The sequence below is a fragment of the Phenylobacterium sp. genome (genome assembly GCF_044372605.1).
Lineage (GTDB): Bacteria > Pseudomonadota > Alphaproteobacteria > Caulobacterales > Caulobacteraceae > Phenylobacterium.
In genome coordinates this window covers 1-21,654 of the sequence record NZ_JBILRO010000033.1, presented here as the reverse complement: position 1 = coordinate 21,654, position 21,654 = coordinate 1, and the positions used below count along the sequence as shown (strand labels likewise).

Genomic DNA, 21,654 nt, shown 5'->3' with positions numbered 1-21,654 from the left:
GATCTCATCCCGGGTCCAGGCCATCAGGCTGCCTCTCTGGGGCGGGTGGTCAGCTGCTCTATACGCTTCTCATATACAGCGCCTTCACACAGGTTTTGTATGTAGATGCCGGGTGTATGAATCTGGTCCGGATCCAGCGACCCGGTCTCCACCAGATGTTCCACCTCGGCCACCGAGATCTTGCCCGCCGTCGCCATCATCGGATTGAAGTTCCTGGCCGTCATCCGGTAGATCAGGTTGCCCTCGGCGTCGCCCTTCCAGGCTTTCACGATGGACAGATCGGCGGTCAGGCCGCGCTCCATCACATAGAGCTCGCCGTCGAACTCGCGGACTTCCTTGCCCTCAGCCACCAGGGTGCCAACCCCCGTCTTGGTGAAGAAAGCCGGGATGCCCGCCCCGCCGGCCCGGATGCGTTCGGCCAGCGTGCCCTGCGGGTTGAACTCCAGCTCCAGCTTGCCCGACAGATAGAGCTCGGCGAACAGCTTGTTCTCGCCGACGTAGGAGCTGATCATCTTTCGAATCTGCCCGCCGGCCAGCAGGATCCCCAACCCGAAGTCATCGACCCCGCAGTTGTTGGACACCACGGTGAGGTCCTTGACGCCGGAGGCGCGGATCGCCGCGATCAGGGTCTCGGGAATGCCGCAGAGGCCGAAGCCCCCGGCCATGATCGTCATGCCGTCGAACAGCCGCCCTTGCAGCGCCTCGACCGCGTCTCTGGAAACCTTGTTCGCCATGGCCGCCCCATACGCCCCAATCGGTCGATTGAGAACCGCCGATGTTGGATTCAGCCCTTGAAGTTCGGCCGCGAATGAGCGCCGTCTAGGCCTTCACCACCGAAGCCTCAATGTATGCCGACGATGGGACGGCCACCGAACAGCGCAGGCGACTGGAGGCCGGCTGAGCCGCGGTGTAAAGGATCGGGAATGAGCCAGTCCCCCGCGCTGCAGGACAGCATCGTCCCCGTCTCCTTCGAACTCTATGCGAAGGATTTCGCCGCCTTCACCCGGGCCCTGGGCGACAGTTTCGCCCGCTGGGGCTTCGCGGTGATCTCGGATCACGGCATGCCCCAGATCAAGGTCGACGCCGCCCTTGACGAAACCCGGGCCTTCTTCGCCCTGCCCGAGGCGACAAAGCTGAAGTACAAGCTGCCGGTGCAGGGCCAGCGCGGCTACACGCCCTTCGGCGTCGAGACCGCCAAGGGCCATACCCACTACGATCTCAAGGAATTCTGGCACGTCGGCCGCGACCTGCCGCCCGGCCACCGGTTCCGGAACCACATGCCGGACAACGTCTGGCCCGACGCAGAGCTGCCGGAGTTCCAGGCCCGGGTCGGCTGGCTCTACGGCGAGCTGGATTCCATGGGGCTGAAGGTGCTGGAGGCGGTGGCCGCCTATCTGGGCCTCGACCGCCAATTCTTCGATCCCACCGTGGACTTCGGCAACTCGATCCTGCGCCTGCTACACTATCCGCCCGTCCCGAAGGATGGCCCGCACATCCGCGCCGGCGCCCACGAGGACATCAATGTCATCACCCTACTCCTGGGCGCTGACGAGGCGGGTCTGCAGGTCAAGGACCACGACGGCCGCTGGATCGACATCAATCCGCCGCCGGGCAGCCTCGTCTGCAATATCGGCGACATGCTGCAGCGGCTCTGCAACCACCGCCTCCCGTCAACCACCCACCAGGTGGTCAACCCGGCGCCCGAGCGCCGCGGCTTCCCGCGCTACTCCACGCCATTCTTCCTGCACTTCAATTCGGACTACCGGATCGAGACCCTTCCGAACTGCGTGGATGCCGCGCATCCCGACCGCTACCCCACCCCGATCACGGCGGATGAGTACCTTCAGGAGCGGTTGCGCGAGATCAAGCTGGCCTGATCTTCAGTCCTGATGCGGTAGCACCGAGCGATCCATCAACTGCGCCAGATCCTCCGGCCCGCTGACAGAAACCCCCAGATCCGTCACCAGCCCGTTGCCCAGGGTGTAGACCCAGCCGTGCACCGACACGGCCTGGCCCCGCGCCCAGGCTTCACGCAGGAAGACGTCTGAAGCGACGTTCTTCACCTGGCGGATCACGTTCAGTTCCACCAGCCGGTCCCACCGCGCCCGTTCGCCGGGCAGGGCGTCGAGTTCGTGGCGGTGGTCGTGGTTCACCTCGCGGATCGGGTGCAGCCAGTGGTCGACAAGGCCCCGGCGCTTGCCGTCGACCGCGGCGGCGACGCCCCCGCAGCCATAGTGCCCGACCACCAGGATGTGCTTCACCTTGATCACTTCGACGGCGAACTGCAGCACCGACAGGTAGTTCGCATCCTGCGGCGGAGCCAGATTCGCGACATTGCGATGCACGAACAGCTCGCCGGGATCGAGGCCCACGATCTCGTTGGCGGGAACCCGGCTGTCGGCACAACCGATCCACAGGTACTCCGGCGCCTGCTGGCCCTCCAGGCGTTTGAAGAAACCGGGATCGACCGCGGTCTTGGCTGTCGCCCAGGCGCGGTTCTTGGCCTTGAGGTCTTCGAGGGTCTTTTGCATCAGGTCTTGGCGTCCGGCTGGCGACTGGGGTGAGCGGCGGCAAACGCCGGGTGCATGGCGGTCCGCTCGGCAACCCCGGCGATGGCGGGCCAGGGCGTCATATCCAGCTGAAAGCGATTGGCTGAATAGACCTGCGGGACGATGCAGCAATCGGCCATCGTCGGGCTGTCACCAAAGGCGAACATGCCCGCATGGCGGGCGACCATCGGCTCAAGGGCGTCGAAGCCTTCGCGGATCCAGGGCTGGATCCAGTCGCGCACCAGCGCCTCGTCGCCGACACCCAGCGTCTTCAGGCGCGCGCCCACCCGGGTGTTGTTCAGAGGGTGAATATCGCAGGCCACGATATTGGCCATGGCGCGCACGGTGGCCCGGTCCAGCGCCGAACGTGGCAGGATCGGCGGCGACGGTCGCGTCTCTTCCAGCCATTCCAGGATCGCGAGGCTCTGGGTCAGGACCTGACCGTCGCCCAGGTCCAGCGCCGGCGCCAGTCCCTGCGGGTTCACCAGGCGATAGGCCGCCCCGCGCTGGTCGCCGGCCAGCAGGTCGAGGGCGGCGTACTCATACGCCACACCCTTCAAAGCGAGCCCGATCCTGACCCGGTAGGGCGCGCTCGCCCGCCAGGCGCTGTGCAGCGTCAGCGGCATCAGACGATCTTGAATGTCAGGGCACCCACGCCCTCGACCTCGCCCTCGACCACATCGCCGCAGACCAGCGGGCCGACGCCCTCCGGGGTGCCGGTATAGATCAGGTCGCCCGGCGCGAGCGTCCAAAGCTGCGAGGCCTCCGAGATGATCTCGGCCACGGTCCAGATCATGTCGGCCACCTTGCCGTCCTGTTTGACGGTCCCGTTCACCGAAAGCGAGATGCGGCCGAGTGGCTCCTGGCCGCTCCAGCGGCGGATCGCCGAGATCGGCGCGGACTCGTCAAACCCCTTGGCGGTGTCCCAGGGATAGCCCTTGTCCTTCGACGCGTTCTGCAGGTCGCGCCGCGTGAGGTCGACCCCTACAGCATAGCCGTAAACGTGGCTCAGCGCCGATCCGACGGGGATGTCCTTGCCGCCGGTTCCGATGGCCACCACCAACTCGATCTCGTGATGCAGATCGTTGGTGCGCGGCGGGTAGGCCGCGTCGCGCCCCGGCGGGACCACGGCGTCGCCCGGCTTGGTGAAGAAGATCGGCGGGTCGCGATCATCGCCCCCCATCTCGATCCTGTGGGCGGTGTAGTTGCGCCCCACGCAGATGATCCGGCGAACCGGGAAACCGGCGGCCTCGCCCTCGACGGGCACGACGGGGAGGGGCGGAGCGGGGATCACATATCCTGTCATGGCCACGCGTTTAGGCCTGTGCGCGCGCGATGTGAACCCCCGGGGGGTGAGGCCAGTCCGCGTCAGATCAGGCCCAGCTCCCGCGCCTTGAATACCGCTTCGGCGCGGTTGCTGGCACCCAGGGTGGCGATGGCGGCGGCCCTGTGGGCCTTGATGGTGGCGGCTTCGGTATGCCGGGCGCGCAAACCTACGCCGACCATGCCCCATCGATCACATGGACGGCGCCGCTGGTGAAGGTTGCCTCATCGCTGGCCAGATAGAGGGCCAGGTTGGCTATCTCCTGCGCCGTGCCGAAGCGGCCCATCGGCTGGCGCGCCACAAAGTCGCGCCGCGCAGCTTCCGGGTCGGCGGCTGATGCGATGCGCCCGCCCAGCGAGGGGGTGTCGACGGTGCCCGGACAGATCACATTGCAGCGGATGCCCTGGCCCACGAAGTCCATGGCGACGGCCTTGGTCATGCCGATGACAGCGGCCTTGGTCGCGCTGTAGACGTACCGATTCGTAACGCCCTTGAGCGACGAGGCTACAGAGCCGATATTGATGATGGACCCGCCGCCCCTGGCCAACATGCCGGGCAGGGCGGCGGCGGTCATCCGGTGCATGGAGCGCACGTTCAGGTCGAAGGCCAGATCCCAGACCCTGTCGGAAACCTCCAGGATCGTACCGCCGTCCACGCGCCCCGCCGCGTTGACGAGGATGTCGAAGGCGGGCTCGGCGGCGAACAGGGCGGCGACTGCGTCCGGGTCGGTCACGTCCAGCACCCGGGTTCGAAGCGTCGGACCGAGGGCGGCCAGGCCAGCCTCGTCTATATCGGTCGCCAGAACCTCGGCGCCCTCGGCGGCGAAGGTGAGTGCGATGGCCCGGCCGATGCCTGCGGCGGCGGCGGTTACGAGGGCGCGTTTGCCGGCCAGTCTTCCGCTCATGGGGTCTCCGTCACTCCATAGAACCGCGCCGCCGTGTGGCCGAAGATCTGCGCCTGTTCATCTGCGCCAAGGCTCTGGACCAGCCGGCGCGCCTGTTCAAGCCAGCCGCCATAGTCGCCCGCCAGATTGAGAACCGGCCAGTCGCTGCCCCACATCAACCGCGTGGGCCCGAAACACGCCAGCAGGTGATCCACATAGGGTCGCAGGTCAGCGTCCGATGTGCGTGGCCCGGCCTCGGTGAGCAGGCCCGAGAGCTTGCACATGACCTGGGGACGTCGGCTCAGGGCGCGGATGTCGTCGGCCCAGGGCTGGAAGGCGCCGGCCTCGATCCCCGGCTTGGCGGCGTGGTCAATCACCACGTGCACCTGCGGATGCTGATCCAGCAGTTTCCCCAGCGCACCCAACTGATGGGGGCGAACCAGGGCGTCGAACGTCAGCCCCTGCGCGCCGATGGCGGCCAGGGCCCGTCCGACCGAGGCCTGCAGCATCCAGTCCGGATCCGGCTCGTCCTGGATCATCGGGCGGATGCCGCGCAGGATTGGATAGGCGGCCAGGTCTGTCACTGTTCGGACCGCATCCGTCGCGGTCATGTCGATCCAGCCGACCACGGCGCGGGCTCTGGGCCATTCGCGGGCCAGATCCAGCAGAAACCGGGTCTCGGCCAGCGTGGGCGCAGCCTGGACGATGACGGTTCCGTCGACCGCGTTCGCCGCCAGCACCGGCTCCAGGTGCTCCGGCAGAAAGTCACGATAGAGCGCCTTCAGGTCCGGGGTCAGCCAGCCATAGTCGCCGCGCGCCGGCGCCCAGAGATGATGATGGGCGTCTAGGATCACGCCGGTCTCACACTGCGCCGCGCCATTCCGCGCCGTCCGGAAAGGCATAGTCGCGGAAGCTGTCGGCCTTCAGTTCCGTACTGAACCCCGGCGCCTGCGGCGCCCGGTAGCGACCGCGCTCGATGGCGATGGGATCGCAGAAGTGTTCGTGCAGGTGCCCGGCATGTTCCAGCATGCGGTTCTCCAACGATCCGCTGATCGACAGGGCGTCAACGAAGGCCAGGTGCTGCCCCACCTCGCAGAGACCGACCCCGCCCGCGTGCTGGCACACCGGTTTTCCGAATTTCGCCGCCAGCAGGAACACCGCCAGCGCCTCGTTGACCCCGCCCAGGCGGCAGCAGTCGAACTGCACCACATCGATGGCGTCGGCCTGCAGCAGCTGCTTGAACATCACCCGGTTGTGGGCGTGCTCGCCGGTGGCCACCCGGATGGGCGCCACGCCCCGACGGACGGCGGCGTGGCCCAGGATGTCGTCCGGGCTGACCGGCTCCTCTATCCAGTAGATGTCGAACGCCGACAGGGAGCGGACGTGGTCGATGGCCTCCTGCACCTCCCACACCTGATTGGCGTCGATCATCAGCAGGCGCTCACCGATGGCCTCGCGGACGATGGCGCAGCGTCGCGCATCATCGGCCCGGTCGCGGCCCACCTTCATCTTGATCGCGCCCCAACCCTCCGCCACGGCCTGGGCGCAGAGCTCGCGGATCTGGGCGTCAGGATAGCCCAGCCAGCCCGCCGAGGTGGTGTAGGCCGGATAGCCCTGGGTCTCCAGGATCGGTCGCATCGCACCGCGCCCGGCTTGCGCCCGCGCCACGATGTCCCTGGCCTCGGCGGGAGTCAGCGCGTCAGTGATGTGGCGGAAATCGATCACCCGGACGAGCTCCTCCGGCGACATGTCCGCCACCAGCCGCCACAGGGGCTTGCCCTGTTCCCGGGCCCAGACGTCCCAGAGCGCATTGACCACGGCGGCCAGCGCCAGGTGCACGATCCCCTTTTCGGGACCCAGCCACCGCAGCTGGCTGTCGCCCGCCAGCCTGCGCCAGACCGCGCCCATGTCCGACACCAGCTCGTCCAGCGACCGGCCCTCCAGCATCGGGGCCAACAGCCGGATTGCTGCCACGCAAAGCTCGGTGCCGCGGCCGATGGTGAAGGTGAAGCCGTGGCCCTTCAGGTCATCCCGACTGGTGTGGATCACCACATAGGCCGCCGAATAGTCCGGGTCCGGGTTCATGGCGTCCGACCCGGCCAGCCAGCGTGAGGTGGGAAAGCGGATGTCAAAGGCTTCGATACGTTCAAGGGTGAGGGTCAAGGCCTCCGCCTCCGTCCAGCGTCAGGTCACCTTCCTTTATGGCCGCGTCTGACCCTTCCGTCCAACGCCAGGCGCCCGCCGCACGTCACCGAAAAACGGGTCTAGCGCGCCGTAGCGGAAACGGCGCAATCTGGGTTTCGACAGCTGAGGGGATCCAACCCTGCAGTGGCAGAACAGGGACGGAACATCATGATCAAGACACGCATCACCGAAATGTTCGGCGTCGACACGCCTATCGTCATGGGTGGCATGACCGGCGTTGGCTATGCGCCGCTGGTGGCCTCCGTGGCCAAGGCCGGCGCCCTAGGCTTCATCGTGGCCCACCTTTACCCCACGGCCGAGGAGCTGGAAGCCGCGATCCGCTGGGTGCAGAACGAAACCGACAAGCCCTTTGGTGTGAACCTCACCATTCTGCCGTCGCTGACCCCCATCCCCTACGACGAGTACCGGCGCGCGATCATCGAGAGCGGCTGCAAGATCGTCGAGACCGCCGGTCGCAACCCGGTCGCCCATATGCCCGACTTCAAGGAAGCCGGCGTCAAGGTGATCCACAAATGCACCTCGGTGCGTCACGCCGTGACCGCCGCCCAGCTTGGCGTGGATGTGATCAGCATCGACGGTTTCGAATGCGCGGGCCACCCCGGCGAGGACGATATCGGACTGGTGGTGCTGCTCCCGGCCACGGTGGACAAGCTGGATATCCCGGTGATCGCATCCGGCGGCATGGCCGACGGCCGCAGCCTGGCCGCCGCGCTGGCGCTGGGCGCCGAGGGCGTCAACATGGGCACCCGCTTCATGGCCACCCAGGAAGCCGCCATCCACAACAACGTGAAACAGAAGATCGTCGAAAACACCGAGCGCGACACGATCCTGACCAACCGCACCCTGCGCAACACGTCCCGCGTCGCCCGCAACGCGGTGTCGGAGGAAGTGGTCAAGATCCAGCAGGATCCCACCAAGACCATCGAGGATGTCCGGCACCTGGTGGCCGGCGTGCGCGGCCGGGTCAACGTCATGCAGGGCGGGGATATGGACGGCGGCATCTGGTCCACCGGCCAGAGCCAGGGCCTGATCCATGACATCCCCACCTGCGCCGAGGTGGTCCGCAACATCATGGCCCAGGCCGAGGCGGTGATGCAGCGCAATGCCCGCATGGTGGCGTAACGGGTTGCAGGCCGCATTGAATTTCCGGGCATGATCCGGCGCATAGCGTTGTCATTCGCCGCGGCATTGCTGGCGGCATTGACCTGCGCCGCCATCATTGTGTTCGGTGCGCTGGAGGGATGGGGCCGCAAGCCCCTGGCGTCGTTCGGCGACGATGCAGGCTTCGCTGTCGCGATTTCCAAGCTGCTCCGGGCAGAGACGAGCGGCAACGCGGCGCTCATCCTGGTTAAGGCGGGCCAGCCGGTCCACGAGGTGTTTGTCTCCAGAGGCGCACCCGTGGATCGCGACACCCGGTTTCAGGTGGCCTCGATGGGCAAGTGGGTCACCGCCCTGGGGATCATGACCCTGGTCGAGCAGGGCAAGATCGACCTGGACGCGCCGGTTTCGACCTATCTGACCCGCTGGCAACTACCCGCCAGTGAATTCGACAACAGCAAGGTCACGGTGCGTCGGTTGCTCAGCCACACCGCGGGTCTCACGGACGGACTGGGATATGGCGGGTTTGCTCCCGGGACGCCGGTGCAATCCCTGGAGGCTTCGCTGACCCGCGCGGCCGATGCCGATCCCGGCTCGGATGGCAGGACACGGGTTGGCCATGAGCCGGGCGCGGCCTTTGAATACTCCGGCGGCGGCTACACCCTGCTGCAACTGATCGTCGAGGAGGTCTCGGGCCAGACGTTCAACGCCTACATGACCGACGCCGTTCTGGCTCCCCTGGGCATGACCGGGTCGACCTTTCTGCTGGAAGACGGGGCGAAGAACGTTGCCGAAAATTTCGATGCGAAAGGGACGAAGACGCCCCTGCCGCGATACACGGCCCTGGCTGCGACGTCGCTGTTCACTTCCGCGGCGGATATGGCTCGTCTGATCGCTGCGCACCGGCCCGGCCCGGCCGGCGAGCCTGTCGGGCGCGGCGTGTTGCGTCCGGAAACCCTGGTCGCGATGCGCAAGCCCCAGGCTCAGCAGTACGGCGCCGATGTCTGGGGCTCAGGCGTTGTGCTTTACGCGCCGAACCGGTCCGGCGATTTCGTCATCGGCCATGACGGCAGTAACCGTCCGGCGATCAACACGTCGGCGCGGCTCGATCCTGCAACTGGCGACGGCATCGTCCTTCTGGAAACCGGAAATCGCAGCCTGGCCACGAAGCTGGCCGGGGAGTGGGTCTATTGGTCTGTCGGGAAAGTCGATTCCCTGACCGTGGTCATGGAGCTACGGTCAACCCTCGTCCGCGCGGGCCTGTGGGCCGCGGGGGCGTTCGCGGCGGTGTTTCTGCTGGTCTGGTTCCTGACCCAACGCCGGAGGGCGACCGCATGACTATCCCGACTCCCACCTTCGCCGGCCCGCTCGCTGACCTCGTGGTCATCGAGATGGGCTCCCTTATCGCCGGTCCGTTCTGCGGCCAGATCCTGGGCGACTTTGGCGCCGAGGTGATCAAGGTCGAGGATCCGAAGGTGGGAGACCCCATGCGCCAGTGGGGGCGCAGCCTGCCGCACGGCCTGTCGCCCTGGTGGCCGGTGATCGGACGCAACAAGAAGTCGGTGGGGCTGGACCTGCGAACGCCGGAGGGTCAGGCGATCGCCAGGACCCTGATCTCGCAGGCCGACGTTGTGATCGAGAACTTCCGCCCCGGTGCCATGGAGAAATGGGGTCTGGGTTACGACGTACTGTCGAAAGACAATCCCGGGTTGATCATGGCCCGGATCTCCGGCTTCGGACAGACCGGCCCCTATTCGCAGCGGGCCGGCTACGGCCTGATCGGCGAGGCCATGGGCGGTCTGCGGCACGTGACCGGCGAACCCGACCGGCCGCCGGCGCGGGCGGGGATTTCCATCGGTGATAGCCTGGCGGCCATGCACGCGGTGATGGGGATCACCATGGCGCTGCATCATCGGGCCCGCACAGGCCAAGGGCAGGTGATCGACGCCGCCCTCTACGAAAGCGTGCTGGCGGTGATGGAGAACCTGATCACTGAATATGACATCACAGGTTATGTGCGCGAACGCTCGGGCTCGGTGCTGCCGGGGATTGCGCCGTCCAACGCCTATCCGTGTGCGAACGGCGAGATGATCCTGATCGGCGGCAATGGCGACAATGTCTACGCGCGGCTGACCGAGGCAATGGGGCGCCCCGATCTGAAGGTCGATCCGAAATTCGTCGATCACGCCAGCAGGGGGGCGAACCAGCAGGAGCTGGACGGGATCATTGCGCAGTGGACCAGCAGCCATGCCCTGGCGGATCTGCTGACCTTGCTCCAGAACCAGGGCGTGCCGGCCAGCCGGGTGTTCCGCGCACCTGACATGCTGCAGGATCCGCAGTTCACGGCGCGCGATTCGATCGTTTCGGTTGACCATGAGGTGTTCGGGCCGATCCGCATGCAGAACGCCTTTCCAAAGCTCTCCGCCACACCGGGCCGGGTCCGCTGGCCGGGGCCGAAGCTGGGTGAGCACACCGACGCCGTTCTCGCCGAGCGTGCAGGCTGCAGCGCTGAACAGTTGGGCACCCTTCGCGCGCGCGGCATCATTTAGGCCGCGCCAGTCTTTCCGGTCAGGCTGGAACCTCCTATGTAACTGGGCGTTGGGGTCACGCGCCCACCTTACCTGGCGGCGCAATCGTCAATCTGGAGATCTGGACATGGCAACAAAAGCCGGCCAACTGAAAACCGAAGAAGTTGTCGACGTCGCCACCGAAACCGCGGCCAAGATCAGTGCTGACGCCCAGAAGGCGATCACTGACGCCGCCAAGCGCATTGAAGCGGCGGTCCAGCAGGGTCTCGAGCAGGTCCGCGCCCAGTCGCGGGTCTATGCCGATGTCGCGACAGAACAGCTGGATGAGGCTTCCCGTCTGGCCAGCGAACAGATTCGCGCACGTCCGCTGGCCGCGACCGGCCTGGCGCTGGGCCTCGGCGTTCTGATCGGCCTGCTGCTGTCGTCCGGCCGGCGTTGAATCTCAGGCGCATCCTCTTTCTGGCTGCGGCTCTTGGGGCCATCGCAGCGGCGGCGTGCGTGTGCGTTGTCGCCCTGTCCTTCGCGGTCTACGCGGTGGCTGACATCTGGCTGAGCCCGGCAGGTGCTGCGGCTGTGGTGGCGGGCGTCTTCGCCCTGTTCGCGGTCAGTATTGCCGCTATGGCGACCCGCAAGGCGGTCCCGAAGGCCGCGTCGTCTTCAAAGACTGGTGACGAAAACCTCCTGGACAAGGTGATGGGGCTGGCCAGGGAACGCCCCCTGGTGGCCGTCGCAGCCGCGACGGTGGCGGGCGTTGTGCTGTTCCGCAATCCGGCGGTGGTCGCCGCCGTGGTGACCGCATTTGTCAGTGGCGGCGCGGCCAAGGGCCGAAAATAGCCTCAGGCGCTCTCGCGGCGGTCTATCGCCCAGGTACGCGACGGCGCATAGGCCGCTCCGGACCAGCCCAGCGCCGTGATCCTGATCTGGTGAGCGTCGGCCTCGATCAGGTTGAACCCTGGCGACACACCGCGTTCGCGCACGGACAGCGTGCCGGCGCCGACGGCATAGGTTTTCCCATCGCCACCTGGATAGGGCCAGACAAATGGCGCGTGGACGTGGCCCGACAAGACCAGATCGACCTTCGCGTCGACCAACCTGCCCGCGGCCCTTGTACCGCCCCGAACCCTGGCTGACATCGGTCCGCCAATCATCTCGATCAGCGGGTGATGCGCCACCACGATGCGTAGCGTATCGTCGGCCTGAAACCAGTCGGCGGTTTCTCGCGCCTGACGCTGCGAAATGGCGCCCTTGGACCAGTTCAGGCGAAGTTGCAGACCCCTTGCCGTGTTGACCCCTCGCACGGCGACGCCCGCCCCGCGCCAGCTCTGGGCTGCCGCAGGGCCGATGAATTTCTCGAAGCGGCCGAACGGCGCGATGGCCCGTTCCAGCAGGCCGACATAGGGGGTGTCGTGATTGCCGGGCGTCACGAGCCAGGGGTCTGGCAGGCCCGCCAGCCAAGCGGCCGCCGCCTGGAATTCCGCAAGGGTCGCATAGCGGGTCAGATCACCGGAGATGACGATCAGATCGATGGCTTCCTTGCCCAGCCAGTTCGTTGCGGCGTTCAGCGCAGCCGGGTTTTCGTCGCCGAAGTGGATGTCGGACAGATGTGCAATCCGGAACATCTTCACCGCACGCTTCGGGGCGGCGCAAGGACGCGGGTCACGGCAGGGTCGTAGTGCGCCTCGATGATACGGCCCAGGCTCACGGTCTCGCCATCCAGAATGGCCGGGATTGGCTGGGAAGACCAGATCTGGATCGACTTGCAGGGTCGGTTCTCGACAAGCGGATTCTCGCGCCAGTCCCCGACCAGAGCGCTGCCGACAAGCTGCAGGGCCTCCGCGGCGTTCTGAAAATTCAGAGCGGCGGCTTCCAGCGCGCCGTCGTCTTCATCCATGACTTTAGACGCGATCGGGCACATCACAACGACGGCCCGGGCCCGGTCCAGGCGTCCCGCGTCGATGACATATCTCAGACGATGGCCGAACGATCTGCCAAGCGCCCGCCAAGCCCTTTGGAGAGCCAGCCCGATCTTGCCCTTGCGAACGGCTTCACGCGCGGGCGCCCAGAGGGCTGGCGAGCCCAGGATCGCAGCGCAAAGAAAGGGGTGCCCCTCAACGCAGCCACCACCCAGAGTACGCGGCTGTCCCTGGTCCAGTGCAAGTCTCAAGACCTGTGGCCAGGGTTTGACGCCGTAGACCGCGTGAGACAGGAAATTCATTGTGCCCCCCGGAAGTAGAGCCAGCAGCGGCCCCTTCAGACCACAGAGCTCGGCTGCCGCGCGCGCCGTGCCGTCTCCTGCCAGCACGATCAGAAGCCTGGGGGCTGTCGCAACTGCCGCCTCGAGGCTGGAGATCAGATCTGCCGCATCCGGCGCCCGGATGTTGGCCACTAGGCCGTACTCCGCGAGGATCGCCGCCAGCTGTGCAGGCGCGTCGGGGCCGACACTCCCTGAGGCCAGGTTGGCGACGACTTCGATGCGATCGTCGGCCGAGAGTTGTGATGCGAAAGTCTCAGTCGTCCGGGACAGTGTCGTGACTCCTTGGCCAAGGATCGCCGGGCTCTGTCCCCCTAGCCTGGCGCGGGGACGTATGTGGGGCCTCGAACGAAAGACGCCAACCTGGCCTTGGAATATCGGACGAGCGGTTATGCTGCGAGACGTTTTGCCAGACCGCTGTGAAGGAACACTACCGGACTTATGGTGGCTTTCAGGGTTTCAGGCTGGAAGGGTTTGGTGACCAGTAACGCTGCAAGGGGCTTAACCGCCTCACCGACGCTCCCGACTTCCGCGTCGAACCGTCGACGACCTTCTTGCGAGGCTCAGGCCGCGGCGTAGAGACCCAGGCCCGGCGTCAGGGCCTTGAAGGACCCGCCAAGGGTGTCTCTAAGCCCAATGACCAGCCGGCCACCGGGCGCAAGCGCATGCATCAGCGACGTCCGGACCCGGGTCTGGGCTTCAGGCGCAAGACCACTCAGTACATTGCGACAAAGAACCAGATCAAACCGCCCGAAACTGGACAGGTCATCAAGAAGATTGACCCGCCGCCAGCGGACCATCTGCCGGATCTGTGGTGACAATGCGAACCCTTCACCCATCTTTTCGAAGTGCCGCACAAGGGCGCGCGCCGGCAATCCACTCTGGACTTCGAACTGGGAATATAGGCCGGCCTGCGCCTTCTCCAGGTTCCGCTCCGACAGGTCGGAACCGAGCAGATCCCAGGGCCCGGCGCTTGCGGGCAAATCGGCCAGGATCATCGCCAGGGAATAGGCTTCCTGGCCTGTCCCGCACCCAACGCTCCAGACACGAACCGGCGCCCCGCCACGGCTGCGGGCCAGTTCTGGCAGGATTTCGGCAGCCAGCCGGTCAAACACCGGGCGGTCCCGGAAGAATTCGGTATCGGACATCGCCATGGCTTCGACCGCAGCCCATGCCAGCCGGTCATCGCTCCGTCCGCGCAACGCGCCGACGAGGCCTTTGGGCGACACGAAACCTTCTCGACGCGCCACGGGCGCCAGCCGGCTTTCGATCAGATAAGACTTATCGGGGTCTACGCGCAGGCCCGCACGCGCCAGACAAAGAGCGGCCAGATAGGCGCGGTCCGGGGCTTGAATCATGCTGCGCGTACCTGCAACAGGCCGAGGCTCTGGAGCTTTCCGGCTACGATCGCGCCGTCGAACGGCTTCATGATGTACTCGTCGGCTCCGGCGTCGAGGGCTTCGCGAATGCGCTCGATCTCGGTCTCGCCGCTGCAGAAGATAACCTGCGGGACGTCGCCTCCCCGCGATGCGCGCAGACGGCGCAGGACTTCCAGGCCATCCATTTCGGGCATCCGCCAGTCCAGCAGGATAACATCCGGCATCATCGCGTCGCACCAGGCCATCGCCGCAACGCCGTTCGCCGCCTCGGCGACCTCAAAACCGAGGTCTTCGAGGATGCGGCGCGACACCTTGCGGATCACAGGGCTGTCGTCGACGACGAGGCAGGTTTTCAAGGGCGGACAAACTCCGGATGCGTGGGTCCGGATTGTCGCTCGGCCGGGTTAACGCCGGGTGTTGGGGCTAGGTCGGCAAGGTCGCGGCGAACACAACCCGTTCGGCCTGCGCATCGGCGAAGACCCGCCCTTCCGCGTCGGTGACAAACAGGTGCACGTAATAGGCTTGTACCCAGTGACCGTGGAGGCCTTCGCCCTGCGGTTCGCCGCGCAGCCCGGCCAGTACCTCGGGCCGCAGCCGCGCGCGGGGCCCTTCTGCCTCAATGGCGATCACGAGGGAGGTCGCCTCCTGAACCGCACGCACCCGCGCAATCCCGCCGGTGGGTAACGCCGCCCCCGCCATCTGGGCCAGATTGAGCAGGGTCCGGGCCGCTGGCTTGTTCACGGCCGGCGTGTCCACATGCCAGTCCAAGGTCGCACGCATGTGGGCGAAAGCGCCCTGCGCCAGCTTCTCCAGTTCCCGTACGTCAAAGGTCTCTGCCGAGGCCGAGGCTCCGAACGCCACGCGGCAGAACGACAGCTGGTCAGCCAGCTTCTTCGCCGAACTGGCGATCAGGCCCATGGCCTCCTCGCGCATGTCCTGCGCCGAAGGGTCTTCCAGCAGGTCGAGGCCGGAACTGATGGCGCTGGCCGGACTGATGAAGTCATGACACATCCGCGCGGCCAGATAGGCGGCCAGCTCGGCGGGGCGGATCACGGCGGTGTTGTCGGGGTCAGTCATGGCGCCGCCAGCTTGGCGCGATTTGCGCCTTGGGCAAACGCTACGGTGTCTGTACGAAGTCCATCAAGCCGCGAGGTCGCCGTTCGGCGCTTCCCGAATGAAAACGCCGAGGGTGAGTTGAGCGAAGACAACGACGTGGGTCAGGTGCTGGCCGAGATCTGCGAGGCCGCCGCCGCCCTGATACTGCCGCTCTGGCGCTCGGGCCTGACCGTGACGCACAAGGCCGACGAGAGCCCCGTGACCGAAGCTGACAAGCGCGGCGAGGTCCTGATCCTGGAGCGTCTTGCAGCGCGTTTTCCCGATATTCCGGTGATCTCGGAGGAGGACGCGAGCGAGTTCGGCACGCCCGACGCCATTGGCCCCCGATTTTTTCTCGTTGATCCGCTGGACGGCACCAAGGCGTTCGTTCGGGGCGACCCCAACTTCACCGTCAACATTGGCCTGATCCAGGATGGTCGCCCCGTTGCGGGCGCTGTGTCGGCGCCGCCGTCCGGCGAGACCTGGTATACACACAAAGGCGGGGTACTGAAGCGAACCCGGGGCGGCCCCTCCGCGCCGGTGCAGGTGCGACCATGGCCAAAGGGCGAGGCCATTGCTCTGGTCAGCCACACCATGAAGGACGAGACGATCCAGAAGCTGATCGCCGAATACGGGTTCGATCATCGGGAGCCGATGGACAGTTCGATCAAGCTCTGCCGGATCGCGGAGGGCTCGGCAGATATCTATCCACGCCATGGGCCGACCATGGAATGGGATGTTGCGGCTGGTCATGCCGTGCTTGAGGCAGCCGGAGGAACCTTCCTGACCCCCGAAGGCGCGCCGTTCGGATATGGCAAGGCGGACGCTGGTTTCCGCAATGGCTGGTTCGTCGCGCGCGGGGGCTGAGCTCCGCCTAGATGCGCTTGCCGATGTTCCAGTCATCCGGCGTGGAGGCCGCCGGTGTCTGTGCGTGCCGGTAGTCGTCGGGCGTGATCGGCGCCGCAAGGCTCAACACAGCCAGATACCCGGCAAACCCGGTCACGAAGGCGACGCTCGCCAACATCAGGAAGGGTTTCAGAATCGTCATGACGCGAGTCGAAGCCTGCGCCTGGAGGGTTACTGAAGACTCAACATCCAAGGCCGGCAAAGGGCGCAGAAAGGCCATAGTCCATTTTTGAGAATCGATCACATTAGCAGTTCCTGCGGTCAGATTCTGGGCCTCTGGGAAACTGACCCTGACACCGCTTGCAGCCCTCCGGCGCGTTTGGCTGACCGTCCACCTGTGGCTGGGCGTCGGTCTGCTCGTGGCGCTGATCCCGTTGAGTGTCACCGGCTCCGTCCTGGTCTGGCACGATCAGATCGACCGTGAGCTCTATGCTGAGAGATACGCTGTTACCGGGGCCAGGGTTGCAGAGCCGATCGAGACCCATGCTGATGCCGCGCAGGCAGCCTTCGGAACGCGCGCGATCCTCACCCAGGTGCGGTTGCCACAGAAGGCCGGAGACCCGGTCGCGGCTGTTGGGCGGGTGACCGGAGAACTGGGGCCGGGCGGCAGGCCGCGAACCCTGAATGCCTGGATTGATCCGCCGACCGCCCGGGTGCCCGACACCGCCAAGACGGCGCGGGGCTTCAGCACGGTCCTGTACCGGGTTCACGGCACGCTGTTGATCCCGGAGGTCGGTCGCAAGGGGGTGGGCTGGCTGGGCTGGGCCATGTTCGTATCGTCGGCGACCGGCCTCTGGCTCTGGTGGCCCAGGCGCGCCGCCAGTTTGGCCGAAAAGGCGTTTGACGCCGCCCGAAGTCGTTATTGATAATCATTCGCATTGCCAATCCAGGTGCGACGTCCTAAGAACGCTTCTCAGTTGCAATGCTTTTCCGGTCCGCCAGCTCATGAGCCACTCCCGCCTGTCCGTCGCCGCGACCCTCGCGCCGTTGATCCTGGTCCTCGGGGTTGCGCCGGCGCAATCCGAAGGCGCTGAGGCTCCCGAAGTCTCCGCCCTGGTCGTGACGGCCCGGCGCGACATGGACTACGGCGCATCCCGGACGTCTACGGCGACCCGGACCGACACGCCCCTGCGCGATGTGCCCCAGTCGGTCAGCGTGATCACGGACCAGCTGATCCGCGACCAGTCGATCCAGAACCTCTCGGATGTCTTCCGTTATGTGCCCGGTGTGGGCGTCGGGCAGGGCGAGGGGCATCGGGACGCGCCCACCATCCGTGGCAACGCCACCACCGCAGACTTCTTCGTCAACGGCGTGCGTGACGACGTCCAGTACATCCGCGACCTCTACAACGTTGAAAGGGTGGAGGTGCTCAAGGGCCCCAACGCCATGATCTTCGGGCGCGGCGGCGGCGGCGGCGTGATCAATCGGGTGACCAAGACCGCCGATGGCTCGGATGAGCGCAAGCTGTCGGCTGAACTGGGATCCTGGAACCACCGCCGGTTCACCCTGGATATGAGCCAGACCATGGATGGCGGGCTATCCGGGCGCGTGGTCGGCCTTTTCGAGCGCTCAGAGAGCTTCCGGGATTTCGTCAATCTGGAACGTTGGGGGATCAATCCCTCGGTGTCCTGGCGCACTGCCGACGGCCTGACCATTTCGATAGCCTATGAACACTTCGAGGATGACCGGACCACCGATCGCGGGGTTCCGTCGTTCAACGGCCGCCCGTCTCCCGCGCCGCGCAGCGCCTTCTTCGGAGATCCGGAGCGCAGCTACAGCACGACCAACGTCGATCTGGTCAATCTGGCGATGGAGTATGAGCTTTCTGCGAACCTGACGCTCCGCAACCGGACCGTCTATGGCGACTACGCCAAGACCTACGACAACATCTTCCCGGGCGGTGCGGCCGTGGCCGGTCCGAACGGGGCGCCAGCGACCTATCCCCTGCAGGCCTACCGGAACATCTCCCCTCGCGACAACCTGTTCAACCAGACGGACGTCGTCTGGAAGACCACATGGGGCGGCATGTCCAACACGATCCTGGCGGGGCTCGAGTTTGGTCGCCAGCGCACCGAGAACCTGCGCCTGACGGGTCGCTTCGGCGCTGCGAACGGCCCGACGACCCTGACCGGAAACCCCTTTAATGATCCCGTACGACGCGGACTTCCGATTGCGTATTCCACCGCGGGCGCAGACGCCAGCAATCGGGTCAAGGCCACCGTGGCCGCAGCCTATGTCCAGAACCAGGTCGAGTTGACGTCGCACTGGCAGCTCCTGGCTGGCCTGCGCTATGACCAGTTCGAGGTGGAGGTCCAGGATCGCCGGGCGAACGTGATCGGTCGGCGGGATTTCAGCCGTCGCGACGGAGTTTGGTCGCCACGGCTTGGCCTTGTCTACAAACCCGTGACGCCCGTCTCGATCTACGGCAGCTACAGCGTCTCGTACCTGCCCGCGTCGGGTGATCAGTTTTCATCCCTCACGACAATCACCGAAGGGCTAAAACCCGAGACGTTTGAAAACCTTGAAGTGGGCACCAAGTGGGAGATCAACCCCAACCTGCTCGTGACGGCCGCGCTCTATCAACTCGACCGCGACAATACCACCTCCCCCGATCCGGCGCGACCTGGCCAGTTGGTGCTCACCGGCGCCCAGAGGTCCCGGGGCCTTGAAATCAGCATCGCCGGTCGCCTCTCGTCCCACTGGGAGGTCGCCGGCGGCTATGCGCTGCAGGAGGCGCAGATCCGTCGCGCGACCGCCGCCGCCCCTGCCGGTGGGGATGTGGCGCTGGTGCCGAAACAGACGTTCTCACTGTGGAATCGCTACGACGTAACCCCGGCCGTGTCGGTGGGGCTGGGCCTGATCCACCAGGGCGCCCGGTTTGCGTCGATCTCAAACGCGGTGACCCTGCCGGCTTTCACCCGCGCCGACGTCGCCGTGTTCCTGAAGGTGAACGAGCGTGTGCGCGGTCAGATCAACGTCGAGAACCTGTTCGACAACCGCTATGCCGCCACCAGCCATGGCGACAACAATATCCTCTTCGGAACACCCCGCTCGGTCCGGGCTTCGGTGGACGTCAGCTTCTAGCCCTTTCCTGTCAGGCAGTTCGGCGCGATTGTAGGGCCAACACATCAGGGAGGCTTTCAATGACGGATGTTCAGCAGGCTCTTGAGTTCACCACATTCGATCGACGCGGGCATGTGGGTGTTCTGACCCTCAGCAATCCTGACCGGTTGAACGCCCTGTCTGCCGCCATGCGCGCCGAGGTCGAGGCCGTTCTGACCACTGTTCGCGCCGACGACGATCTCCGCGCCCTGGTGTTGACCGGCGCGGGGCGCGGATTCTGCGCCGGGGCCGATCTGGCGGCAGGCGCGGCTGTCATGTCCGAGGGCGGTCAAATTCGCCCGGCGCAGAACGACAAGCTGGACGAAATGGGCTGGGTCGGGCGGTGGGCGACCATGTGGGCCAGCTTCGACAAGCCGGTGATCGGGGCCATCAACGGGGTTGCGGCTGGCGCCGGTCTGTCGACTGCGCTGGCCTGTGACGTTCGGATCGGCTCGGAACTGGCTCGATTCAAAAGCGTCTTCATCGAGCGCAACCTGTCGCCGGACTCAGGGCTTAGCTTCTTCCTGCCGCGCGTTGTGGGTTATGCCGCCGCCGCCGACATGATCTTCACCAGCCGGGCGGTGGGAGCTGACGAGGCGCTCAGGCTGGGATTGCTCAACCGGATCGTGCCGGCGACTGAGCTACTGGACGCAGCGGTCGCCTACGCCGACGAGATGACCCAATGGCCGCCGCTAGCGCTTCGGATGTCCAAACGCGTGCTACAGCACAACGTCGATTGCGACCTCGCCTCTGCACTTCGGTTCGAGACGCTTGGCCTCGATTTCGTGGGCCGCGCCCGCAATGACGCAAAGGAATCGCGGGCAGCCTTCCTGGAGAAGCGCAAAGGCGTCTACACGGGGACCTGAAAACCCGCTATCAGCCCGCCACCGATCTGACAGGAGTTTCCAATGCCGCTCGATGCTGGCGCCCCGCAGAAGACGTACCGCTGGGACGATCCCCTCGACCTGTCGTCGCGCCTGTCTGAAGATGAGCGGATGGTCTGGGACGCCGCGCGCCAGTATGCCCGCGAAAAGCTGCTGCCCCGGGTGGTCTCGGCCTATGCCGACGAGCGGTTCGACCGCGAGATCATGACCGAGATGGGCGAGCTTGGATTTCTGGGTCCCACGCTTCCGGAAGAGTACGGCTGCGCCGGGGTGAATCACGTTGCCTATGGCCTTATCGCCCGTGAGATCGAGGCGATCGACAGCGGCTACCGTTCGGCCATGAGCGTGCAGTCCTCGCTGGTCATGTATCCGATCTTCGCCTTCGGCTCGGAGGAGCAGAAGCGCAAGTACCTGCCCGGCATGGCGGCTGGACGGATCATCGGTTGCTTCGGCCTTACCGAGCCCGACGGCGGCTCCGACCCGGCCTCGATGCGCACGGTGGCGAAGAAGGTTCCTGGCGGCTTCGTGCTCAACGGTGCGAAAATGTGGATCACCAACAGCCCGGTCAGTGATGTTGCGCTCGTCTGGGCCAAACTCGACGGCAAGATCCGCGGCTTCCTCGTGGATCGCGGGATCAAGGGATTCGAGACCCCGAAGATCCTCGGCAAGCTCAGCCTGAGGGCCTCTGTGACCGGCGAGATTTCGCTCACCGATGTGTTTGTGTCCGACGACGCCATTCTCCCCAACGTGGAAGGTTTGCGCGGTCCGTTTTCGTGCCTGAACAAGGCCCGCTACGGAATTGCATGGGGCGCGATGGGCGCCGCAGAGTTCTGCATGCACGCCTCGCGGGACTATGTGTCGAGCCGCAGCCTCTTTGGTCGCACCCTGGCCTCGCGCCAACTGGTGCAGAAGAAGCTGGCCGACATGTCCACCGAGATCGCCCTGGGCTTTGAGGGGGCGCTGGCGCTTGGCCGACTGATCGATGAGGGCGCCTGGGTCCCCGAGGCCATCTCGATGTTGAAGCGCAACAACTGCGGCAAGGCGCTGGATATCGCCCGGGTCGCCCGTGACATGCACGGTGGCAACGGAATTTCCGGCGAGTACCACGTCATGCGCCATGCGGCGAACCTTGAGACCGTCAATACTTATGAAGGCGCCCACGACGTCCATGCCCTGATCCTGGGTCGCGCGATCACCGGCGAGAGTGCGTTTTGAGCAGGGCCTAACTGGGCGACCGCGTGGTCGGCAAGCCGATCTCACCGGCTGATCTACTGCGCGAGATCACCGCAGCGGCGGCCATGCCGGATGCAGTGGAAGCGGAAATAGCCGCCGCCGCCTGAAGATGGCTTTCACCCCAGGCATCAGGGTGCTTCATTGCGTGATTGAAAATCCGAAGTTATCGATCACGGCGCTGAACCCCGACAGGCCGGTAGCTTCGCCGCCGCCGCTG

25 protein-coding genes are annotated in these 21,654 nt (G+C 65.8%); 11 read left to right on the top strand and 14 right to left on the bottom strand.

Annotation, left to right across the window (positions count from 1 at the left end; all coding sequences use genetic code 11):
- Positions 1 to 23 precede the first annotated feature (23 nt).
- Positions 24 to 734 (bottom strand): CoA transferase subunit A, encoded by a 711-nt coding sequence (locus ACIQ42_RS05035; protein WP_397421112.1) that lies wholly within the window; start codon positions 732 to 734, stop codon positions 24 to 26.
- 189 nt (positions 735 to 923) lie between these two features.
- Here ACIQ42_RS05035 and ACIQ42_RS05030 point away from each other — a divergent pair, with 189 nt between their 5' ends.
- On the top strand, positions 924 to 1,877 hold the full coding sequence (locus ACIQ42_RS05030) for an isopenicillin N synthase family dioxygenase (RefSeq protein WP_397421111.1): 954 nt from the start codon (positions 924 to 926) through the stop codon (positions 1,875 to 1,877).
- 3 nt (positions 1,878 to 1,880) lie between these two features.
- On the opposite strand, the gene ACIQ42_RS05025 is transcribed toward ACIQ42_RS05030, so the two are convergent.
- The 7 genes from ACIQ42_RS05025 to ACIQ42_RS04995 all read right to left on the bottom strand — a co-directional run bounded on the left by ACIQ42_RS05025 (position 1,881) and on the right by ACIQ42_RS04995 (position 6,919).
- On the bottom strand, positions 1,881 to 2,531 hold the full coding sequence (locus ACIQ42_RS05025) for a carbonic anhydrase (RefSeq protein ID WP_397421110.1): 651 nt from the start codon (positions 2,529 to 2,531) through the stop codon (positions 1,881 to 1,883).
- Positions 2,531 to 3,175, bottom strand: a complete 645-nt coding sequence (gene maiA / locus ACIQ42_RS05020; protein ID WP_397421109.1) for a maleylacetoacetate isomerase — start codon at positions 3,173 to 3,175, stop codon at positions 2,531 to 2,533. The genes ACIQ42_RS05025 and maiA overlap by 1 nt, the downstream gene beginning before the upstream one ends.
- Positions 3,175 to 3,855 carry a fumarylacetoacetate hydrolase family protein gene (locus ACIQ42_RS05015; RefSeq protein WP_397421116.1) on the bottom strand — a complete coding sequence of 227 codons (681 nt, stop codon included), beginning with the start codon at positions 3,853 to 3,855 and terminating at the stop codon, positions 3,175 to 3,177. Before ACIQ42_RS05015 ends, maiA begins: the two co-directional genes overlap by 1 nt.
- A 62-nt stretch (positions 3,856 to 3,917) precedes the next feature.
- Complete coding sequence (locus ACIQ42_RS05010) at positions 3,918 to 4,055, bottom strand: hypothetical protein (RefSeq protein WP_397421108.1); 138 nt, start codon at positions 4,053 to 4,055, stop codon at positions 3,918 to 3,920.
- The gene (locus tag ACIQ42_RS05005; RefSeq protein WP_397421107.1) at positions 4,043 to 4,777 is read right to left on the bottom strand and encodes an SDR family oxidoreductase; all 735 of its coding nucleotides are present in this window, start codon (positions 4,775 to 4,777) and stop codon (positions 4,043 to 4,045) included. The genes ACIQ42_RS05010 and ACIQ42_RS05005 overlap by 13 nt, the downstream gene beginning before the upstream one ends.
- Positions 4,774 to 5,610: an amidohydrolase family protein gene (locus ACIQ42_RS05000; protein WP_397421106.1), complete on the bottom strand. Its 837-nt coding sequence runs from the start codon at positions 5,608 to 5,610 to the stop codon at positions 4,774 to 4,776. The genes ACIQ42_RS05005 and ACIQ42_RS05000 overlap by 4 nt, the downstream gene beginning before the upstream one ends.
- A gap of 7 nt (positions 5,611 to 5,617) precedes the next feature.
- Positions 5,618 to 6,919, bottom strand: a complete 1,302-nt coding sequence (locus tag ACIQ42_RS04995) for an enolase C-terminal domain-like protein (RefSeq protein ID WP_397421105.1) — start codon at positions 6,917 to 6,919, stop codon at positions 5,618 to 5,620.
- Positions 6,920 to 7,108: 189 nt separating this feature from the next.
- Between ACIQ42_RS04995 and ACIQ42_RS04990 the strand changes: the two genes are divergently transcribed.
- From ACIQ42_RS04990 to ACIQ42_RS04970, 5 genes are all read left to right on the top strand, one after another.
- Positions 7,109 to 8,083, top strand: coding sequence for an NAD(P)H-dependent flavin oxidoreductase (locus ACIQ42_RS04990; RefSeq protein ID WP_397421104.1), 975 nt, complete (start codon positions 7,109 to 7,111; stop codon positions 8,081 to 8,083).
- Positions 8,084 to 8,113: 30 nt separating this feature from the next.
- Positions 8,114 to 9,397, top strand: a complete 1,284-nt coding sequence (locus tag ACIQ42_RS04985) for a serine hydrolase domain-containing protein (protein WP_397421103.1) — start codon at positions 8,114 to 8,116, stop codon at positions 9,395 to 9,397.
- Positions 9,394 to 10,608 (top strand): CaiB/BaiF CoA transferase family protein, encoded by a 1,215-nt coding sequence (locus ACIQ42_RS04980; RefSeq protein WP_397421102.1) that lies wholly within the window; start codon positions 9,394 to 9,396, stop codon positions 10,606 to 10,608. The genes ACIQ42_RS04985 and ACIQ42_RS04980 overlap by 4 nt, the downstream gene beginning before the upstream one ends.
- A gap of 106 nt (positions 10,609 to 10,714) precedes the next feature.
- On the top strand, positions 10,715 to 11,026 hold the full coding sequence (locus ACIQ42_RS04975; protein WP_397421101.1) for a hypothetical protein: 312 nt from the start codon (positions 10,715 to 10,717) through the stop codon (positions 11,024 to 11,026).
- A gap of 59 nt (positions 11,027 to 11,085) precedes the next feature.
- Positions 11,086 to 11,421: a hypothetical protein gene (locus ACIQ42_RS04970; RefSeq protein ID WP_397421100.1), complete on the top strand. Its 336-nt coding sequence runs from the start codon at positions 11,086 to 11,088 to the stop codon at positions 11,419 to 11,421.
- A 2-nt stretch (positions 11,422 to 11,423) separates the two neighbouring features.
- Here the strand turns inward: ACIQ42_RS04970 and ACIQ42_RS04965 are convergent, their stop codons facing one another.
- The 5 genes from ACIQ42_RS04965 to chpT form a co-directional block, all read right to left on the bottom strand.
- Complete coding sequence (locus ACIQ42_RS04965) at positions 11,424 to 12,206, bottom strand: metallophosphoesterase family protein (protein ID WP_397421115.1); 783 nt, start codon at positions 12,204 to 12,206, stop codon at positions 11,424 to 11,426.
- A 2-nt stretch (positions 12,207 to 12,208) separates the two neighbouring features.
- Positions 12,209 to 13,042, bottom strand: coding sequence for a diacylglycerol/lipid kinase family protein (locus ACIQ42_RS04960; RefSeq protein ID WP_397421114.1), 834 nt, complete (start codon positions 13,040 to 13,042; stop codon positions 12,209 to 12,211).
- Positions 13,043 to 13,401: 359 nt separating this feature from the next.
- Positions 13,402 to 14,196: a CheR family methyltransferase gene (locus tag ACIQ42_RS04955; RefSeq protein WP_397421099.1), complete on the bottom strand. Its 795-nt coding sequence runs from the start codon at positions 14,194 to 14,196 to the stop codon at positions 13,402 to 13,404.
- Complete coding sequence (locus tag ACIQ42_RS04950) at positions 14,193 to 14,573, bottom strand: PleD family two-component system response regulator (RefSeq protein WP_397421098.1); 381 nt, start codon at positions 14,571 to 14,573, stop codon at positions 14,193 to 14,195. Before ACIQ42_RS04950 ends, ACIQ42_RS04955 begins: the two co-directional genes overlap by 4 nt.
- Positions 14,574 to 14,640: 67 nt before the next feature.
- On the bottom strand, positions 14,641 to 15,294 hold the full coding sequence (gene chpT / locus ACIQ42_RS04945) for a histidine phosphotransferase ChpT (protein WP_397421097.1): 654 nt from the start codon (positions 15,292 to 15,294) through the stop codon (positions 14,641 to 14,643).
- A 117-nt stretch (positions 15,295 to 15,411) separates the two neighbouring features.
- Between chpT and cysQ the strand changes: the two genes are divergently transcribed.
- Complete coding sequence (gene cysQ / locus ACIQ42_RS04940) at positions 15,412 to 16,179, top strand: 3'(2'),5'-bisphosphate nucleotidase CysQ (RefSeq protein WP_397421096.1); 768 nt, start codon at positions 15,412 to 15,414, stop codon at positions 16,177 to 16,179.
- A 7-nt stretch (positions 16,180 to 16,186) separates the two neighbouring features.
- Here the strand turns inward: cysQ and ACIQ42_RS04935 are convergent, their stop codons facing one another.
- Entirely contained in the window at positions 16,187 to 16,360 is a 174-nt protein-coding gene (locus ACIQ42_RS04935; RefSeq protein WP_397421094.1) for a hypothetical protein, read from the bottom strand.
- 97 nt (positions 16,361 to 16,457) lie between these two features.
- Between ACIQ42_RS04935 and ACIQ42_RS04930 the strand changes: the two genes are divergently transcribed.
- The 4 genes from ACIQ42_RS04930 (at position 16,458) to ACIQ42_RS04915 (ending at position 21,419) form a co-directional block, all read left to right on the top strand.
- Positions 16,458 to 17,084 carry a PepSY-associated TM helix domain-containing protein gene (locus ACIQ42_RS04930; protein ID WP_397421113.1) on the top strand — a complete coding sequence of 209 codons (627 nt, stop codon included), beginning with the start codon at positions 16,458 to 16,460 and terminating at the stop codon, positions 17,082 to 17,084.
- A 79-nt stretch (positions 17,085 to 17,163) separates the two neighbouring features.
- A complete protein-coding gene (locus ACIQ42_RS04925; protein WP_397421093.1) occupies positions 17,164 to 19,302 on the top strand; it encodes a TonB-dependent receptor in 2,139 nt (712 codons plus the stop codon).
- Positions 19,303 to 19,361: 59 nt separating this feature from the next.
- Positions 19,362 to 20,186 carry an enoyl-CoA hydratase/isomerase family protein gene (locus ACIQ42_RS04920; protein ID WP_397421092.1) on the top strand — a complete coding sequence of 275 codons (825 nt, stop codon included), beginning with the start codon at positions 19,362 to 19,364 and terminating at the stop codon, positions 20,184 to 20,186.
- A 42-nt stretch (positions 20,187 to 20,228) separates the two neighbouring features.
- Positions 20,229 to 21,419 (top strand): acyl-CoA dehydrogenase, encoded by a 1,191-nt coding sequence (locus ACIQ42_RS04915; RefSeq protein WP_397421090.1) that lies wholly within the window; start codon positions 20,229 to 20,231, stop codon positions 21,417 to 21,419.
- Positions 21,420 to 21,654 lie beyond the last annotated feature (235 nt).

Bases quoted from the DNA above. Each gene is read 5' to 3' on its own strand.
- ACIQ42_RS05025 (WP_397421110.1), bottom strand. From the start codon at position 2,531: ATGCAAAAGACCCTCGAAGACCTCAAGGCCAAGAACCGCGCCTGGGCG.
- ACIQ42_RS04955 (WP_397421099.1), bottom strand. From the start codon at position 14,196: ATGATTCAAGCCCCGGACCGCGCCTATCTGGCCGCTCTTTGTCTGGCG.
- ACIQ42_RS05015 (WP_397421116.1), bottom strand. From the start codon at position 3,855: ATGACAGGATATGTGATCCCCGCTCCGCCCCTCCCCGTCGTGCCCGTC.
- ACIQ42_RS05035 (WP_397421112.1), bottom strand. From the start codon at position 734: ATGGCGAACAAGGTTTCCAGAGACGCGGTCGAGGCGCTGCAAGGGCGG.
- ACIQ42_RS04915 (WP_397421090.1), top strand. From the start codon at position 20,229: ATGCCGCTCGATGCTGGCGCCCCGCAGAAGACGTACCGCTGGGACGAT.
- ACIQ42_RS04925 (WP_397421093.1), top strand. From the start codon at position 17,164: ATGAGCCACTCCCGCCTGTCCGTCGCCGCGACCCTCGCGCCGTTGATC.
- chpT (WP_397421097.1), bottom strand. From the start codon at position 15,294: ATGACTGACCCCGACAACACCGCCGTGATCCGCCCCGCCGAGCTGGCC.
- ACIQ42_RS04980 (WP_397421102.1), top strand. From the start codon at position 9,394: ATGACTATCCCGACTCCCACCTTCGCCGGCCCGCTCGCTGACCTCGTG.
- ACIQ42_RS04975 (WP_397421101.1), top strand. From the start codon at position 10,715: ATGGCAACAAAAGCCGGCCAACTGAAAACCGAAGAAGTTGTCGACGTC.
- ACIQ42_RS04965 (WP_397421115.1), bottom strand. From the start codon at position 12,206: ATGTTCCGGATTGCACATCTGTCCGACATCCACTTCGGCGACGAAAAC.
- ACIQ42_RS04985 (WP_397421103.1), top strand. From the start codon at position 8,114: ATGATCCGGCGCATAGCGTTGTCATTCGCCGCGGCATTGCTGGCGGCA.
- ACIQ42_RS04935 (WP_397421094.1), bottom strand. From the start codon at position 16,360: ATGACGATTCTGAAACCCTTCCTGATGTTGGCGAGCGTCGCCTTCGTG.
- ACIQ42_RS04990 (WP_397421104.1), top strand. From the start codon at position 7,109: ATGATCAAGACACGCATCACCGAAATGTTCGGCGTCGACACGCCTATC.
- ACIQ42_RS05005 (WP_397421107.1), bottom strand. From the start codon at position 4,777: ATGAGCGGAAGACTGGCCGGCAAACGCGCCCTCGTAACCGCCGCCGCC.
- ACIQ42_RS04920 (WP_397421092.1), top strand. From the start codon at position 19,362: ATGACGGATGTTCAGCAGGCTCTTGAGTTCACCACATTCGATCGACGC.
- ACIQ42_RS05010 (WP_397421108.1), bottom strand. From the start codon at position 4,055: ATGGTCGGCGTAGGTTTGCGCGCCCGGCATACCGAAGCCGCCACCATC.
- maiA (WP_397421109.1), bottom strand. From the start codon at position 3,175: ATGCCGCTGACGCTGCACAGCGCCTGGCGGGCGAGCGCGCCCTACCGG.
- ACIQ42_RS05030 (WP_397421111.1), top strand. From the start codon at position 924: ATGAGCCAGTCCCCCGCGCTGCAGGACAGCATCGTCCCCGTCTCCTTC.